At 37.6% G+C, this 16,372-nt stretch carries 14 protein-coding genes; 7 read left to right on the top strand and 7 right to left on the bottom strand.

Annotated elements, in window-relative coordinates; all coding sequences use genetic code 11:
- Nucleotides 1-136: 136 nt before the first annotated feature.
- The 3 genes from G525_RS0106640 to G525_RS0106630 all read right to left on the bottom strand — a co-directional run bounded on the left by G525_RS0106640 (nucleotide 137) and on the right by G525_RS0106630 (nucleotide 3,097).
- On the bottom strand, nucleotides 137-961 hold the full coding sequence (locus G525_RS0106640; protein WP_027125460.1) for a glycoside hydrolase family 16 protein: 825 nt from the start codon (nucleotides 959-961) through the stop codon (nucleotides 137-139).
- A gap of 272 nt (nucleotides 962-1,233) precedes the next feature.
- A complete protein-coding gene (locus tag G525_RS0106635; RefSeq protein ID WP_027125459.1) occupies nucleotides 1,234-2,724 on the bottom strand; it encodes an alpha-L-fucosidase in 1,491 nt (496 codons plus the stop codon).
- Between the two features lie 124 nt (nucleotides 2,725-2,848).
- Entirely contained in the window at nucleotides 2,849-3,097 is a 249-nt protein-coding gene (locus G525_RS0106630; protein ID WP_281170387.1) for an endonuclease/exonuclease/phosphatase family protein, read from the bottom strand.
- 655 nt (nucleotides 3,098-3,752) lie between these two features.
- On the opposite strand from G525_RS0106630, the gene G525_RS0106620 reads away from it, so the two are divergent.
- Both G525_RS0106620 and G525_RS0106615 read left to right on the top strand, forming a co-directional pair.
- Nucleotides 3,753-4,403: a DUF4403 family protein gene (locus G525_RS0106620; protein WP_027125457.1), complete on the top strand. Its 651-nt coding sequence runs from the start codon at nucleotides 3,753-3,755 to the stop codon at nucleotides 4,401-4,403.
- A gap of 492 nt (nucleotides 4,404-4,895) precedes the next feature.
- A complete protein-coding gene (locus G525_RS0106615; protein WP_027125456.1) occupies nucleotides 4,896-5,105 on the top strand; it encodes a hypothetical protein in 210 nt (69 codons plus the stop codon).
- A gap of 362 nt (nucleotides 5,106-5,467) precedes the next feature.
- Here G525_RS0106615 and G525_RS20470 read toward each other — a convergent pair whose 3' ends face one another.
- A complete protein-coding gene (locus tag G525_RS20470; RefSeq protein WP_027125455.1) occupies nucleotides 5,468-5,740 on the bottom strand; it encodes a type 1 periplasmic-binding domain-containing protein in 273 nt (90 codons plus the stop codon).
- Between the two features lie 351 nt (nucleotides 5,741-6,091).
- Between G525_RS20470 and G525_RS0106605 the strand changes: the two genes are divergently transcribed.
- The 5 genes from G525_RS0106605 (at nucleotide 6,092) to G525_RS20465 (ending at nucleotide 11,615) form a co-directional block, all read left to right on the top strand.
- The gene (locus G525_RS0106605) at nucleotides 6,092-6,781 is read left to right on the top strand and encodes a 3-keto-disaccharide hydrolase (RefSeq protein ID WP_027125454.1); all 690 of its coding nucleotides are present in this window, start codon (nucleotides 6,092-6,094) and stop codon (nucleotides 6,779-6,781) included.
- A 118-nt stretch (nucleotides 6,782-6,899) separates the two neighbouring features.
- On the top strand, nucleotides 6,900-7,883 hold the full coding sequence (locus G525_RS0106600) for a formylglycine-generating enzyme family protein (RefSeq protein ID WP_027125453.1): 984 nt from the start codon (nucleotides 6,900-6,902) through the stop codon (nucleotides 7,881-7,883).
- A gap of 17 nt (nucleotides 7,884-7,900) precedes the next feature.
- Complete coding sequence (locus tag G525_RS0106595) at nucleotides 7,901-9,244, top strand: Gfo/Idh/MocA family protein (RefSeq protein WP_051209833.1); 1,344 nt, start codon at nucleotides 7,901-7,903, stop codon at nucleotides 9,242-9,244.
- 54 nt (nucleotides 9,245-9,298) lie between these two features.
- A complete protein-coding gene (locus tag G525_RS0106590) occupies nucleotides 9,299-10,153 on the top strand; it encodes a 3-keto-disaccharide hydrolase (protein WP_245577741.1) in 855 nt (284 codons plus the stop codon).
- A 265-nt stretch (nucleotides 10,154-10,418) separates the two neighbouring features.
- A complete protein-coding gene (locus G525_RS20465; protein WP_245577740.1) occupies nucleotides 10,419-11,615 on the top strand; it encodes a D-serine ammonia-lyase in 1,197 nt (398 codons plus the stop codon).
- A gap of 310 nt (nucleotides 11,616-11,925) precedes the next feature.
- On the opposite strand, the gene G525_RS20460 is transcribed toward G525_RS20465, so the two are convergent.
- The 3 genes from G525_RS20460 to G525_RS0106570 form a co-directional block, all read right to left on the bottom strand.
- Complete coding sequence (locus G525_RS20460; RefSeq protein ID WP_211222918.1) at nucleotides 11,926-14,265, bottom strand: glycoside hydrolase family 95 protein; 2,340 nt, start codon at nucleotides 14,263-14,265, stop codon at nucleotides 11,926-11,928.
- 143 nt (nucleotides 14,266-14,408) lie between these two features.
- Nucleotides 14,409-15,548, bottom strand: a complete 1,140-nt coding sequence (locus G525_RS0106575) for a DmpA family aminopeptidase (RefSeq protein WP_027125450.1) — start codon at nucleotides 15,546-15,548, stop codon at nucleotides 14,409-14,411.
- Between the two features lie 6 nt (nucleotides 15,549-15,554).
- A complete protein-coding gene (locus tag G525_RS0106570; protein WP_027125449.1) occupies nucleotides 15,555-16,304 on the bottom strand; it encodes an aspartate/glutamate racemase family protein in 750 nt (249 codons plus the stop codon).
- Nucleotides 16,305-16,372 lie beyond the last annotated feature (68 nt).

Genomic DNA, 16,372 nt, shown 5'->3' with positions numbered 1-16,372 from the left:
ATTAAAATGACTTCACTTGATACTATATTTGTCGGCATATACTAAATTTTAGTATCTCCTTTTTAATAATTAATAAAAGTAAATAGTAATAACCCGCTGCTAATAACCGCTCATTTTAATGTGGGCAATAATTTTTTTATTGATATACTTTAACCCAGTCCACTATCATACGAGCAGGAAGATCGTCAGGATTGGCTTTACCAACCCAATCCCCTTCCAATTGTTGATCTATTAACAAATAAAAAGTTTGGCCGAAAGGCCATTGGGACGCATCCACGTCTTTGATTCTTGGATAGGTAAAGGTTTCCTTTCCATTTAAGGTATAAACCAATCTGTCAGGATACCATTCCAATCCATATACATTATATTTTTTCGTATCTACCTTTGACGTCTTATAATACGGAGGATTATCCTTTTGCTTCAATTCTAATGTATAGTAAGAATGGGTAGTCTGATAAATAAGGTTATCATAATTGAGGTGTTCCATAATATCAATTTCTCCGTTTCTAGGATATTCACCATATTTACCTTGTTCAGAAAGCATCCAAATTGCTGGCCAAGCCCCTTGTGCACTTTCCAATTTCACGCGTATTTCGATTTTTCCGTACTGAAATGCAAACTTACCTTTGGAATATATTCCTCCTGTTAAAAAAGGGCGAGCATCCTTAATGGTATCTTGATTGACGATTCCTTTTAAAATTAAATTGCTATCGGAAAAAGCATAGCATCTTGGATCACTTGTCATATAATTTCCCCAATCGGCTTTATTGGGTGGAATTTTAGTCCATTTCGTTGTGTCTAGAGTAGAACCATCAAAATTATCTTCCCACACTAATTTCCAATCCTTTTTTTGAAGGTTATTGTTCTGGACATACATATACCCATCGAAAATTTTTGGGTCTGAGCTTTTACAGCTAACTATCATCAAAACAGAAAACAAAATTAAGATACATTTATTCATGGATTTCTTTTTTTACATTTGATTAGCTAAAACAATTCATTCAAGAAAATCAATTTCTACTATTCTTGCTTGTTTTTACATCAAGCAATGGTTTTAGATTTCATTCTAACAAAACTTACCCCATCACTTCATGAAAAGAGCACGTTTTTGAGGTTAGAACGTTTATAACATTTGTAAGTTTAAAACATCCAATGTCTTTTCTTAATTAGACCATGTTGCAATTGCTCATACTAAAACAGCATAAAGAACTATTTTTATCATTATTATGACCCTTATTTTTTATTGATTTTTACGGCATATGCATAACTTTCGCAGGCGATCATTTTATTCGGTTGGTATGGCGGCATTGTAATAACAAAATTTTTTCCCTTTTGTTGACCTTTTAAAATTTCACCAGTGGCCAGTAAAGTAATCGTTGCAACTTTTGAAGGTTTGAAATCTCTTATGACAATCTCTGAATTCCATTGTGGCATAATTGCAAAATAAGCTTTATCATTTTGTGTAAAAAACAATTCTTTTACGGCATAACCTGGTTCTGGGTCTATGGTTTGTTTCAGAATGACATCGCCACCTAAATAATGTTGTTTGGGTATGTAATTTTTTTCACCTTCCAAAGACCATTGAAACGAATTATTCCAAGGTCGTGTTCCGTAAATAGCTTGTCCATTTGTTTTTAACCAACTCCCAATTTGTAATAAACGTTCTTGCATAATTACGGGGATATTTCCTCGGGCATCCGGTCCAATGTCCAGTAATAAATTACCGCCCGTACTTACGATATTCACCAATGTCAACACCAATGCTTTTGGCGAATTATAATCTGCCGCATCTTCATTTTGATTGTATCCAAAAGAAAAGCCCATCCCTCTGCATTCTTCCCACGGACGGCCAAACTCCGGTGCTTCAATCTCGTATTCGGTGGTGAAATAACCGCCATGATTTTTTCGTATATCTTTTCCCCATCGGTCATTTATCACAATTTTATCTTTAACTACCGATTCATTATATAACCATGCTAAAAATTCTTTCGATTTCCATTCTTCATCCGTCAAGTCCCATTCGCCATCTCCCCACAATACATCCGGATTGTATTGTGTGACCAAATCCTTGACATGTGGTAAAAAATGCTCATCAACAAATTGCTTTTTATCGTTTTTCCATAAGGGATGATACCATTCATATAACGAATAATAAAACCCCAATTTTACATCGGTATTTTTAATCGCGTTTGAAAATTCTCCCACCAAATCCCGCTTAGCGCCAACATCCATACTGTTCCATGCAAAGCCCCTATCGTTGGCCTCCTTACTTGGCCATAAAGCAAAACCATCATGATGTTTTGAAGTTAACACGGTATATTTTGCTCCAGATTGTTCTATTAAACCTGCCCACTCCTCAGCATCAAAAAAATCGGCCGTAAACTGTTTGCCAAAATCGTAATAGGTAAAATCCTTTCCGTAGGTTTTCTCATGAAAAACAGCAACTTCATCCCCTTTGAAATCACCGTTTCCAAATAAAGTCCTGCTCTGCAACCAATATTGATACCATTCTGAATACGTGCCTTTAGGCGACCACGCCGGAACTGAATAGGGTCCCCAATGGATAAATATACCAAACTTCGCATCTTGAAACCATTCTGGAATTGGGCGTGAATCTAATGATTCCCAAGTAGGCTGATATGTTTCTTGAGATTTCGAAACGCCCCAAGTCATGACGATGAGTAAAAAAATGATACCTCTAAGTTTTGTTTTATTTTTTTTCATTTCAAGTTAATTTGAAGTTTTTGGCGTTTTTGATTGTTATAGTAAGACAACTTCATTATTGCGTTTTTTTCTTAGCCTATTAATATATAAAATTCGTACGTTCTATTTTTATAAATTCTCCTGACTAATTTGGCTTTAATAATTCGAAAACACTTAAAATCGGTCTGTGGTCTGAAGCTGTTTTTTCCTCAATAACCTTAGATTCCAAAACACGCCATCTGTTTGCCGGTTTAAATAAAATATAATCAATTTTTACGTTAGGCTCTTTTGCCGGATAAGTAGGTGCATTTTCAGAAAATGATTCTTTCCAGTCCCTATAAAAAACCTGCATAGTTTCACTTTCTGGTAGGGCATTTAAATCGCCGGCCAAAATAGTTGGGACTTTATCTTTTGAAAAAATAGAATTAAAAAACTCTTAACAACTCATTTCTTTAGTCATATTCCAAGTCAAAAATTAAAATATGCTACTTTTTGCTCTATTTTGTAATCTTTAATGAAATCCAAACGTTAAAATTTGTTAAATCGAGACCAATACGGTGACCTGCAAAAAGAGACCACTTGGGAGGGCTTATAAACACTTAGGAGTTAAAATTATGGTCGTTGTCTCCGACTCCACAATAAATCACAACCATATTGTGATTTAAAACATAAGAAGTGCAACAAGTTTACTTGATTGCACTTTGTTGTTTTAAAGCGTCTGGACTGCAAGGACAGGAAGTTACATTGACGTAATGAGAACTCTTACAGAGCAAGAAACGAATCTCTCTGAATCCACTTTTAAACCCCTTAATTCCGAACTTTAAGAAGTTATACAATCAGGGTTGAAGTCAATGGTTTGATTTTTTATAGGTCATTTCCAAATGTTGTCTTGCTGGCTTGATGAACATTATCTGAATTTTGTGACCTCTCGCTGAAAAAACCATAGAAAACACCTCCGAAATTCCCATTAATTAAATATCAATTAGCTTTATACAGCACGTTAAAAATCGCTATGAGGTACGTTCCTTTTAAAATTTACCTTAAATTTCATGTTTGCCAACAATTTACTTTATATGAATTCCAATCCAACAACAGCTGATCAAAGTATTTCAATAACATTGCCAGTAAGAATAGACTTTACAGCTATTGAAAAACTTGTGAGAAAAAAATTCAATGGTACCACCATCAGTAAAAACGACGCTAAGGGAAAGGCATCTAACTATTTTAATATTCTAGAAATTTATCTTTCTGAAAGTCAATCTGTACCGTATAATTTAGCGCTAACAATCAAATTACAAACCTTGACTCTTCTATTCCACAAGAAAGATATTGAAGTGTCCGTTCTAGCAGATTTAAGATTAGACGTCGGTACCCAAAAACTATATGTCAAAGCCTATAAAATTAACAGTAGCGGCGAAAGCTGGATTACAAATACCGTCCTAAAATCAGTTTTAAACACCTTTGTTTATAATAAACTCATCAACATTTTGAGCGTTGATTTAATGCCAATATTAAAGGAAAAAATTGATGGCATCAATGCCAAGTTGGCATCACAGATCAAAGCCACAAAGAATATTTCAATTATGGGGAATATAGAAGATTTTAATATCAGCCATTTTAATATTAAAAAAGATGTTATCTGGGTGCTTATTTATACGCAAGGTTGGGGTGTAATTTCTATAGAAGATTTAGAGTTATAGGACGTATTTGTTGCGAAGATTTAAAGATTGAATGGTTGGAACAAGAAGGCTAGATTATAAGTGGTATGTCCTAATGCTCGCTTAAGCTCCTTATCTATTAAAAGTCTTGTGCGCTCGATACAGATTAAGCTGATTAAGAAGTATTTTTAACTCATATCATAAATCACCTGTTAAATACTGTTAGCGAAAATCAAGAATTCCCAAAGTTTTAGTAGCTTGTACCGAAATGCTTAAAAAGCATATGAATAATTAAAAATAAAACAGAATTAAGCACTCATACTCGAAGATAAATTATGTTAAAATATACTCCCGCAGGCTAAAGGAATTGCTCGAGTTGAACACTTGAACCCAAAGGAGCAAACTACAGGAAAAGTTGAAATAAACACAAAAAACGAAGAGCAACAAGCATAAACCTCATAGATTGAGATTGTTATTTGATAAAAGTCACTTTCATCTTCTAACAAAACGCGCATGCTCATTAAAACTTAAATTATGGCTAAAAAGACACCTATGCTCGACCCAAAAACCAAAAAGGAGCAAAAAATAGAGGATAAGGATAAACAACGAGAACCTAAATCTGGACCGGATCAATCTAAAGAACCTAAAAAAGAAGATCCCGATAAGGTTCCAGAATCTAACGATCCCGCAGGATACGGTGATGATGAGGATAACATTAAAAAATCTCCATTTAAAAAGAAATAAGTCGATTATAAAATTTTGTATCAAGAAAGTTTAATTTTTGGAGTGAGAATATATAAATTCCATGGATTAAAACTTATGAGGTTCTGAAACTTTACAGCAAAATCCATGTGACGTGAGAAAAATAGAGCTGCTTCTAAAAATAATTGAGAACCTGATTTAGAAAATGGAACAATGTGAGAGATTATTTAAATTCCTCCCAATTCTTTTTTTGGCATTCAAGTACTTTATGAAAAATTGAATGGGATAAAGAGCTTTCCTATCAATTAAAAGCGATGTAGACTTATCAAGTCCAAACAGTTGAATATCAACTCCTATCTTACCGTCTTAGCGTAAATGTTAATCTTTTGAACAAAAGAAGCACTCTAAAAAATCTTACCGAGTAATTGGTTAAAATACATTTTGACTTCATCCAAGATTAGACCATCCTCAAATGTTGATCGGCTTAATTTCCACAAAACGGTAGGTACCATATTTTCAACTTCAAGCTTTTCTATTATGCATTCATTATTTAAGGTCATGATAATCAGAACGCCATTGACGCTCCCATCATTAATGATTTTAAAACATTCTTTCTCCTTGTGGATGGATCCAAATGATTGAAATATAAGTAACCGATACCCAAGGTCGAAAGTCATGTTCTGAATTTCAGACAAAAGACGGCCATAAAACTGATCTTATTCAAGCAGAAGAAGAAAGAATCAGAAGGCACTATTTAAAGATAGGATGGACAGCTTATCACGAATAGCTATAAAACACATTGTCTTTCGAAAAAACTTTTCATTTCTAGGAATGGACAAAGCAAATTTAGGTTTTAATTGAAGTTTGTCGACTTTAACTAAAGGTTTAAATTTTCCATTTTCTATCTCATAACAGAATCGAATCGTAATCGTAATTCTTAATCAATTTCTATTCACTTTTAAAGGAATTCAAAATAGAGATTATAGATATTAATCTTATATTGTAGGTTAATTGAAAAACAACTCGCAATGCGGACATTTATCCTACTTTTTGTTGTTGCCTTTTTGTTCCTCTCTTGGCAAGTTCCCTGTAATAAAAAAGAGAAAAACACCTATAGCCTGTTCAATGGAAAAGACCTCGCGGGATGGCATGTTGATGTGCCCGAGATGGACAAAAACTTACAAGCCAAAAACCCATTTATCGTTCGCAATAAAATGCTCGTAAGTCTGGGAGATCCCCGCGGACATCTCATTACTGACAGTATTTATCAGAATTATAAACTAGAAATAGAATACAGATTTCCGGGGCAACCGGGCAATTGTGGAGTTCTTGTACACGCTTCCACCCCAAGAGCTTTATATGGCATGTTCCCAAAATCAATTGAAGTCCAAATGGAGCACGAAAATGCAGGCGATTTTTGGTGCATCGTAGAGGATATTGAGGTGCCTAATATGGAATCCCGACGGGGTCCTAAAGAAAATTGGGGCGGCACGGAAGGTAAAGAACGAAGAATCAAAAACTTGACCGAGAGCTCTGAAGCGCCTCTTGGAAAATGGAACACGATGGTCATTGAATGCCTGGGTGACACCTTAAAGGTATGGGTCAACGGCGACCTCGTAAACGAAGGCTTTAATTTAACAACAAACAAAGGTCAAATCGCTCTTCAAGCAGAAGGTTCCGAAGTAGAATTTAGAAAATTAGACCTCACCCATTTATAATCCTTTATAAATTGCTCTACAAACAATGACAGTGTCTTGAAATCAAACTTTTTCATCGTTTCTCCGAAAGGCATTTTCTCTGCGTTTAAAAATTAACTATACGTTATAATATTAAAAAATGAAGATCACCCACTATTTATTTCTATCACTCTTTCTTTTCAAAACGACCTCAGCTTTTACTCAGGAAAAAGAGCTTAAAAATTACACCCAAGACATCGCTGGTTCTGATTTGGTCATTGACATGGTGGCCATTCCAAAAGGAACCTTTGTTATGGGAAGTCCAGAAAACGAAAACCACCATTATAAAGATGAAGCACCTCAACATGAAGTGGCCATTGATGCTTTTTTTATGTCGAAATATGAAATTACGTGGGACTTGTATAATCTATTCGTGAACCGAGCTATCGACGCTATAAAAAGCCCAACAAAAGGTTCTGATGTTGAGATGGATGTAGATGCTGTTTCAGGAGCAACCACTCCTTATGTTGACATGAGTTTGGGCATGGGAAGTAGCGAAGATTTACCAGTGGGCAATGTAACGCATCACGCAGCTTCAAAATTCTGCGAATGGCTATCCGCCAAAACAGGTTATTTTTACCGATTACCTACCGAAGGGGAATGGGAATATGCAGCTCGTGCAGCAACCACAACAACCTTTCATTTTGGTGATGATTCAAAATTGTTGAAAGACTATGCTTGGTATTATGAGAACAGTGAGAACACCTATCATAAAGTGGGTCAAAAAAAACCAAATCCCTGGGGACTTTATGATATGTATGGCAATGTGGCCGAATGGACCTTGGATCAATATCTCCTTGAAGCCTATAGTACGAGAGCCGAATTGACCGATAATCCAATAGAATTTCCTATTAAGGAATACCCTCGATCAATAAGAGGCGGTTCATATGATGACGACGCCGAATATCTTAGAAGTGCAGCCCGGTTAGGGTCTAATGCCAATTGGAAAATGCGTGATCCACAGTTCCCCAAAAGTAAATGGTGGCATACAGATGCGCCTTTTGTAGGCTTTAGAATTGTAAGAGTCCCAAACCCACCGAAAGCAACCGATTATAAAAACTATTGGGGGCCAAAAACCCCTTAACTTTCTAAACGAAAATTATGACTTATTTTAAAAAAAATCAGAAGCCTATGTCGGATTCGTCTCGTAGAAATTTTGTAAAAACAACCGCTATTTTTACCGCAGGAATGATGTTACCCTCGATGGAACTATCTGCGATGGCTAACGTTTTTAATGATAAAACCTTAAAACTTGCCGTTGTAGGCTGTGGCGGTCGAGGAACTGGCGCTGTGGTTCAAGCCTTAAAGGCAGATGAGAATGTACAATTGGTAGCTATGGCCGACGCTTTTGACGATCGATTAAATGGAAGCCTTCAGAGTCTTCAAAAAGAATTTGAAGGAAGCAAAAAAATTAATGTTCAAGCAAAGCACTGCTATGTCGGATTTGATGCCTATAAAAAAGCCATCGATCAGGCAGATGTGGTCATTCTTACCACACCTCCAGGATTTCGTCCCTATCATTTTGAGTATGCCATCAATGCAGGAAAACACGTGTTCATGGAAAAACCCGTGGCTACTGACGTTCCTGGAATTCGGAAAGTGCTGGAAATGGCCAAAATTGCCAAAGCAAATAAATTGAACGTGGTGGTAGGTCTGCAACGTCGGTACCAAAATAATTACCTCGATATGAAACAAAAGATAGACGAAGGAAAAGCCGGTATTATAACTTCTGGCCAAGTATACTGGAACAGTTCCGGAGTTTGGGTACACCCTCGAACGCCTGATCAAAGTGAAATGGAATATCAAATGCGAAATTGGTATTATTTCAATTGGCTTTGTGGCGACCACATTCTGGAACAACACATCCATAATATTGATGTAGCAAATTGGTTTATTGGCGAGTACCCAATCTCTGCACAAGGGATGGGTGGCCGTTTGGTGCGAACAGGTCCTGAGCACGGCGAAATCTTTGATCATCATTTTGTGGAGTTTAAATACCCGAGTGGTGCGGTGATTTCTAGCCAGTGCCGTCATCAACCCGGAACCTGGTCTAAAGTGGGAGAAAATTTTCAAGGAAGCAAAGGAACTATTGAAATGAACGATGCCGGTGCCGCCAGTATTATCGATCTCCAAGGAAACCTTATTTACAACTATAGAAACAAAAGAGATCCCAATCCTTACCAAGTAGAACATGACAAACTCTTTGCTTCTATCAGAAATAATGAAGTGATCAGTGATGGTGAAAATGCGGCAAAAAGCACCATGACGGCCATCATGGGAAGAATGGCGACCTATTCTGGACAGATGATCAATTTGGATGACGCCATGACTTCAGAGAAGATTTTGATGCCTAAAGACGTTACTTGGGATTCTACGCCAGCAACCATTCCAGGAAAAGATGGCGCTTACCCTATCCCTACACCAGGAAAAACCCAAGTGATGTAGACACTTCAAATCATATCTTTTTCAGTATTCTTACATACATATTTTACAAAAATCATGACCTCAAAAACCAATTTATTTCAACCATTGATCAAGATGGTGATAATTATTATTTCCGTACTCATATCGATGATAATATTGACTTCCTGTAAAGGCACAAAACACAATCCCGTACAAAATGATATCGCCTCTTTAAATAACCTCGAAGAATGGCAGCCCCTCTTTAACGGAACAGATCTAAAAGACTGGATCGTGAAAATACACCATCATGAAGTGGGTGACAATTATGCCAATACCTTCCGAGTTAAAGATGGGGTGATCCAGGTCAATTACGATGGGTATGACAAATTTGACCAGCGTTATGGCCATTTATTTTATAAGGAGCCTTTTTCATCCTACCATTTAAAATTTAAGTACAAATTTACATATCAATGGATGACGGATGCACCAGGCTACACTTATAGAAACAGCGGAGTGATGTTCCATTCTCAGGATCCTGCAACAATATTAAAAGAACAGGACTGGCCTATTTCTATTGAGTATCAGATGCTGGCCCGTGAAAAAGATGGTGTCCCTAGGCCGACAGGAAATATGTGCTCTCCAGGAACCGAGGTGTATTTTCAAGGAGAAATGGATCCCAGGCATTGTATAGACTCTTCTTCTGATACTTCCGACTGGGATGAATGGGTCAGTTCAGAATTAATCGTTTATGGCGATTCTTTGGTGATCCATAAAGTAAACGGGAAGAAAGTCTTGGAATATACCAAACCGGAAATTGGAGGTGGTGTCGCTAATGGCTATAATCCAGAAATTAAAATCGATGGCAAACGGTTAACCAATGGTTACATTGGTCTACAGGCGGAAGGTCAAGGTGTTGAATTTAAAGACATCAAGATCAAACAGCTAAAATAAACCTCTATGTATTAAAAACCCATAATTTTATATTGACAAATATTAAGTCTACATCGCGAAATATCGGATAAAAACGAAGAAAAATATCCAATAATTTGAGTATTACCCGAAAAGATCAGGACAGGCTGAGATTACATGGTTTGGATTAGTTATTAGAGAATAAAATACTGGAAAAACATATCGTTCTATTTGAAAACATCGTAAATATATTCTTATTTTTACTCATTCTAAATAGTGATTATTTCCTAATGTAAATAACTTCCTCATGTACTCACAAAACAAAATCAATGCCTTCGTAAAAACCAATCCTATTCTTCATGAAATCATGAATGCAAAGCCTATTTCTTGGTTAAATCCTGAGATTCAATCTATGCAGAATGCTCCTAAATTCCCCATAAACATCGGCGATATGAGAGCGGCAGAGCAATTATGGGCTCGGTACGCACCATTTTTCATAAAAGCTTTTCCACAAACCGAAGAAAGCCACGGTGTTTTAGAATCGCCACTCCGCGAAATTGCCAATATGAAATCTCTTTTAGAAACAAATAATGGAGAAATTGAAGGGCGACTCTTCTTAAAATGTGATAATGAACTTCCAATTGCCGGCTCAATTAAAGCTCGTGGTGGATTTTTTGAAATTATGAGCTATGCAGAAAAATTAGCCCTTCAATCAGGTCTACTAAAGCAAGACGACGATTATAGTAGATTGACCTCTCCTAAATTCCAAAAATTTTTCAGTACGTATAAGATTGGCGTTGCATCCACCGGAAATCTGGGCCTGAGCATAGGAATAATAAGTGCCAAACTTGGTTTTCAAGTAACTGTCTATATGTCGGCCGATGCCAAAGCGTGGAAAAAAGACTTATTGCGCGAAAAAGGCGTAACAGTCATCGAGTTTGATGGCGATTTTAGTGAGGCTATTTTAATTGGACGCGAACAAACCAAGACAGATCCCAATGCGTATTTTGTAGATGATGAAGATTCCGAAGACTTATTTTTGGGCTATACCGTTGGCGCACTTCGCATAGCGCAACAATTAAAAGCGCAAAACATTAAGGTGGACGCAGACCATCCGTTATTTGTCTATTCCCCTTGTGGTGTGGGAGGATCTCCAGGAGGTACCGCCTTTGGTCTAAAACAAATTGATGGAGATCATGTGCACTGCTTTTTTATTGAACCGACGCATTGTCCCGCAGTGTTGACCGGACTGGTTACTGGTGAAATGAGCCATATTAGCGTACAGGATATTGGACTTGACAATATCACGGACGCAGACGGTTTGGCCGTTGGACGACCTTCCCATTTCGCAACAAAAATTAGCCAACATTTGGTCAGTGGTGTTTTCACTATTGAAGATGAACAATTGTTTCAACTTTTGGCACAATTGAAAGATTCCGAAAATATCTTTCTAGAACCTTCAGCAACCGCAGGATTGATAGGACCTCAACGTGTTCAAAAATAGGATATGCCAAAATACATCATCTCAGCATGAAAAATGCGACACATGTGGCATGGGCAACGGGTGGTCTTCTCGTTCCTGAACTCCAACGGAAAACATTTTACGAAAGAGGAAAGGCACAACTATTAAAAAACAATTTTGAGGAATAAAAACTCAAGAATACATACTTGGAATGCATTGCCCCTTGACGTAATCCTTTCCGACCATTGTGGTAAAAAATATGGCTATTGAACTTTTAGAATTTTGATCTTATAATTGCTATTCATTAGTTAATGAACAAATCTGATAAAAAATTTTCGTTAAGCTTGTACATTTAATTTTTAGCTGAATACTCATAATTGCCATTTGCATCCAACTGAAATGCAATCACCTCCTCATTGACTGTCATTTGACCAGATTGATCAGGTTTTCCCATGATGTTAGCCGCTTCAACACGAGCATTTTTCCAACGGATATCCAATTCAAAACCTCCACGAGCTTTTAATCCTTTTACTTCTCCTGATTGCCATGCATCGGGTAAAGCAGGTAATAATTCGATCATTCCTGATTGTGATTGGAGCAACATTTCCACCATTCCGGAGGCGCCTCCCATATTCCCATCCAATTGAAATGGTGGATGTGCACACAACAAATTGGAATACGTGCCACCCGCGGTGGACATCTCAACGCTCGTATCAGATACTGGTTTTAATAAACTTTTTAACATTTTATGAGTGCGATTGCCATCGTTCAAACGTGCCCAAAAATTCATCTTCCATGCTCTAGACCAACCTGTTCCGCTATCGCCACGGGCATTTAAGGTAACTCTCGCAGCTTCTGCCAATTTTGGAGTTTGCGCTGTTGAGATTTGATTTCCTGGATGCAAAGCGAATAGATGGGAGACATGACGATGGTCGCTCTTTGGGTCATCCACATCTTCTGTCCATTCTTGCAACTGTCCCCAAGAGCCAATTTTTGGTAATAAAATGTTATCCCTTGTTGCTTTGGCTGTTGTTGTAAATTCATCATATATCCCTAAAATGGCAGCTGCTTTAATGCAGTTATTTAATATATCCCAAGCAATTTGATGGTCCATGGAAGCCCCTTCTGAGATCCCCCCATGTTCTGGAGAATAGGATGGCGTTGACACTAATTTACCATTTTCATCCTTCGTCAAATAATCAATCCAAAATAGCGCCGATTCCTTCATAATTGGATAGGCCTTTTCTTTTAGATACGTTTTATCCTGTGTAAAGTCGTAATGGTCCCATAAGTGTTGTGAGAACCAAGCGGCGCCCGTAGGAAAGAACCCCCAATCAACCCCCCAACCCGGCGACGTGTAACCAAAAGCATTGGTCATGGTGTTGACCATCCAACCACGGGTATCAAAATATTCTTTTGCAGCCAATTTGCCAGGGGCTACCAAGCTTTCAATATAATCTAAAAATGGAACGTGACATTCCGAGAGATTGGTCATTTCAGCGGGCCAATAGATCATTTCCAAATTAATATTGCTATGATAATCAGCCGCCCATGGCGGGTTGGTAGAATTATTCCACTTGCCCTGCAAGTGCATAGACATCGTATTTGGTCGGCTTGCCGAAATCATTAAATAGCGGGCATACTGAAAGTAGAGACTTTCTAAAGCGTTATCATCAGAGCCATTGGCATAGGCTTTCAAGCGTTCGTTGGTTGGGATATCTAAAGTAGGACGTTCTCCCAAACTCAAACTGACTCGATCAAATAAATTTGAATAATCTGAAATATGTTCTTTCCTTAATTGATCGAAGCTAGTATTCGTCCACTTTTTCAAAATAGCGTTGGTAGCTGCCTTATAATCATTCCCTTTATAGGTTGGAGATTCTAGTGTGTAGCCCGTAGCAGACGTATTTAAGATAACCATATCTTTGGCACCTTTTATATAAATAACGCCATTCTTGTAGGTAATTACTCCGTCTGATAATTTCAGCGATAGTAAGGTTTCAAATGGCATTCCGTTATCTGCAACTTTACCATCGAACGTAAAAACGCCGTCATCAAAATCTTGAGAAACTTGTACGTGAGGGCTTTCAAAGCGAATTTCATAATCCGTTTTTTTAGAACTTTCAAAACGGTACACCATTGTATTGCTCGGATAATTTCCAAAATAGTTACGGCTATAGTTGTCCTTGCCAATAGTGTACGCCACTTTACCCAAAGCATTAGTAATATTCAGGCTGCGTTTGTAATTGGTCACGTCTTCTGAATGTCCTACTTTGATGAAGATAACGCCCATGGTTTGTTGGGCACCATAATCGCCAAAATCAGCATTGTACTGTTTACCCGTGTCAATAATCCCTGTAAATTGAGCTTGTGCTATTTTATGTGCCTCGGCTTTTTTGCCGTCTTTCAGCAACGTTCTTACCTCCGGTAAATATTGATTGGCGTTTTCCCGGATTCCAAAATTGTAATCGGGATTAGAATCAGGCCCACCAGACCAAAGTGTCCCTTCCGAAAATTGAATTTGTTCTTCTTGAATGCCACCAAAAAACATGGCGCCCACGTACCCATTCCCAATGGGCAGGGCTTGGGTCATCCAATTGGTAGCGGGTGTTTTATACCAAAGTTCCAGTTGGCTATTATCTTGTGCAAAAGTTACCATCGTCATCAAGATGAAAGATGCAATGGTTGTCATTTTCAATTTTAATCTGGTCATTTATCTATAATTACTTAAGTGCTCTTGTCATTATGTGACAGATCCATTTTACTGGGTATTAAACTTGCTTTTACTCTTTTGGCCAACGTCATGAAAACAATTGTGCTTTACGATTGTCAGCACTATTTATTCCGGGCCTTGTATTTGTCCAATATTTTTAATGTTTCCTTTATTGGTAATGCCTTCATTTCCCTTCCTTTTTGTCCTACGATATCTTCAGCCATAAACATTGAATTGTAAATGGCTTCTTCAGTGGCTTCCAATGCTGCCAAGAACAAGGGCGACATAAAGTCATTTAAAACTTCGGGCGTATTTATTTCAATGGTCTTCGCATCATGGGGTATTCTGGTATCTTTATGGGTGCTAAAGGCAATACTGTAATCCCCGCTTCCATTTGACGAGAACGAACCTACTGCACCAAATGCTAAAAAAGAGCGTCGTGCCAAGCGCTCTAAGTTTCTACTGGAAAGTGGAGCGTCCGTTGCAATAATAATCATACAGGAGCCATCCACAATATACGGGACGTCATTGGCCATATAATAATTGTTCAATTCTTTTCCAACGGGAGCGCCGTTGATTCTCAATATGCCTCCAAAATTTGTCTGAACCAATACGCCTACAGTATAGCCTCCTTTTTCTTTGGGGAGTACCCGTGATGATGTTCCAATGCCGCCTTTAAAACCAAGTGTATTCGTGCCAGTACCAGCGCCCTCATTTCCTTCCAAAACTTCTTTGGTTGAAGCCGTATTGATGGCCTCCAAAACATCAGAAGTGGTGACATGACGTCCTCTAATATCGTTTAACCAGCCATCATTCGTTTCTCCAACTATTGGATTGACGGATCTTATACTTGAATTTTCAGGAATACTTAAGGTGTAGTCAATCAGTGAATTTGCCACCAAGAAAGCATTTAATGTGTTCGTTAAGGCTATCGGCGATTCAATATTTCCTAATTCCACAATTTGGGTGGTTCCAATCGACTTTCCAAAACCATTGCCTACAAAAATACCCGCTGGCACTTTCTCTCTGAACAAATTACCTTGATGTGGTAAAATAACAGTGACTCCCGTTCGAATGGAATCTCCAATGTTCAAGGTTTTTTGGCCCACAGACACACCTGCAACATCAGTTATAGCGTTGTATTTACCAGGTGTCAAAATCCCAGGCTTAATACCCAATTCTCGAGCTCTCTGTCTCTCTTGAGCACTATTGTGAAACGGAATGCCAATTAAAAGCAATACTACCATTATAATTTTTGTCATGCGTTCTTAGGGTTTTAGTTTCGCCGGATCTATATGTTGAATTAATTTTCTAGCCAAAACATTGGTAGGATTTATGACCATCATCCCATGAACTTGTTCAGTGGTAACTACCAATGGTATTTCAGTACAACCTAAAATAACAGCTTCTGCACCTTTTTCCTTCAAATAAGCCATTGCGTGATCTAAGTTTTCCTTTGCTTGTGGATGAAATGGATTAGAATTCGATTTTATACCATAATCTGAGTGATAAATTGCAGGATGCACAAATTCTTCTTGCATCTGCAAAGTTGGTTGAATTACTGTAAAACCATTGCTTTTTAAGACATTTGAATAAATTTTATGCTTGTAGGTGCCAGTAGTGGATAGTACCCCAATTCTCGAAAAATGAGGAAACTTAATTTTTATGAAATCGACCGTTTCATTGATCATATGAAGCACTTTTATTTGACTTCCCTGCTTATATAATGCTTCTGTAACTACAGCAAATATCTCAGAGGAATGTGCTGTATTACAAGGTATTCCAATAACTGTAGCGCCAGATTTTTCTAAATCCAAAATAATTTTTGCAATTGAATATCCTGGATTTTCATCTATCATGCCCAAGAGATATTCGGTTCTATCCATGATTTTGGAAGGCAAAGAAAATAGCAAGGTATCAAGATGGTCTTGATCTTTCTTCGCCAAGGTGTTATCATAAATAGTCTTTAAAAGATCAATCCCGGCATAGGGACCTATGCCTCCAACAATTCCAATCATAAACAGTTATTTTTTTCTTTTAAAGCGGTAAGATTCTATACTTTTAAACAAGTGAACTAAGATAATGA

This window comes from Gelidibacter mesophilus DSM 14095 (assembly GCF_000423005.1).
In the GTDB taxonomy this organism is placed as follows: domain Bacteria; phylum Bacteroidota; class Bacteroidia; order Flavobacteriales; family Flavobacteriaceae; genus Gelidibacter; species Gelidibacter mesophilus.
Note: the sequence above shows the minus strand (reverse complement) of the source record. Positions and strands in the feature narration are given on the sequence as shown.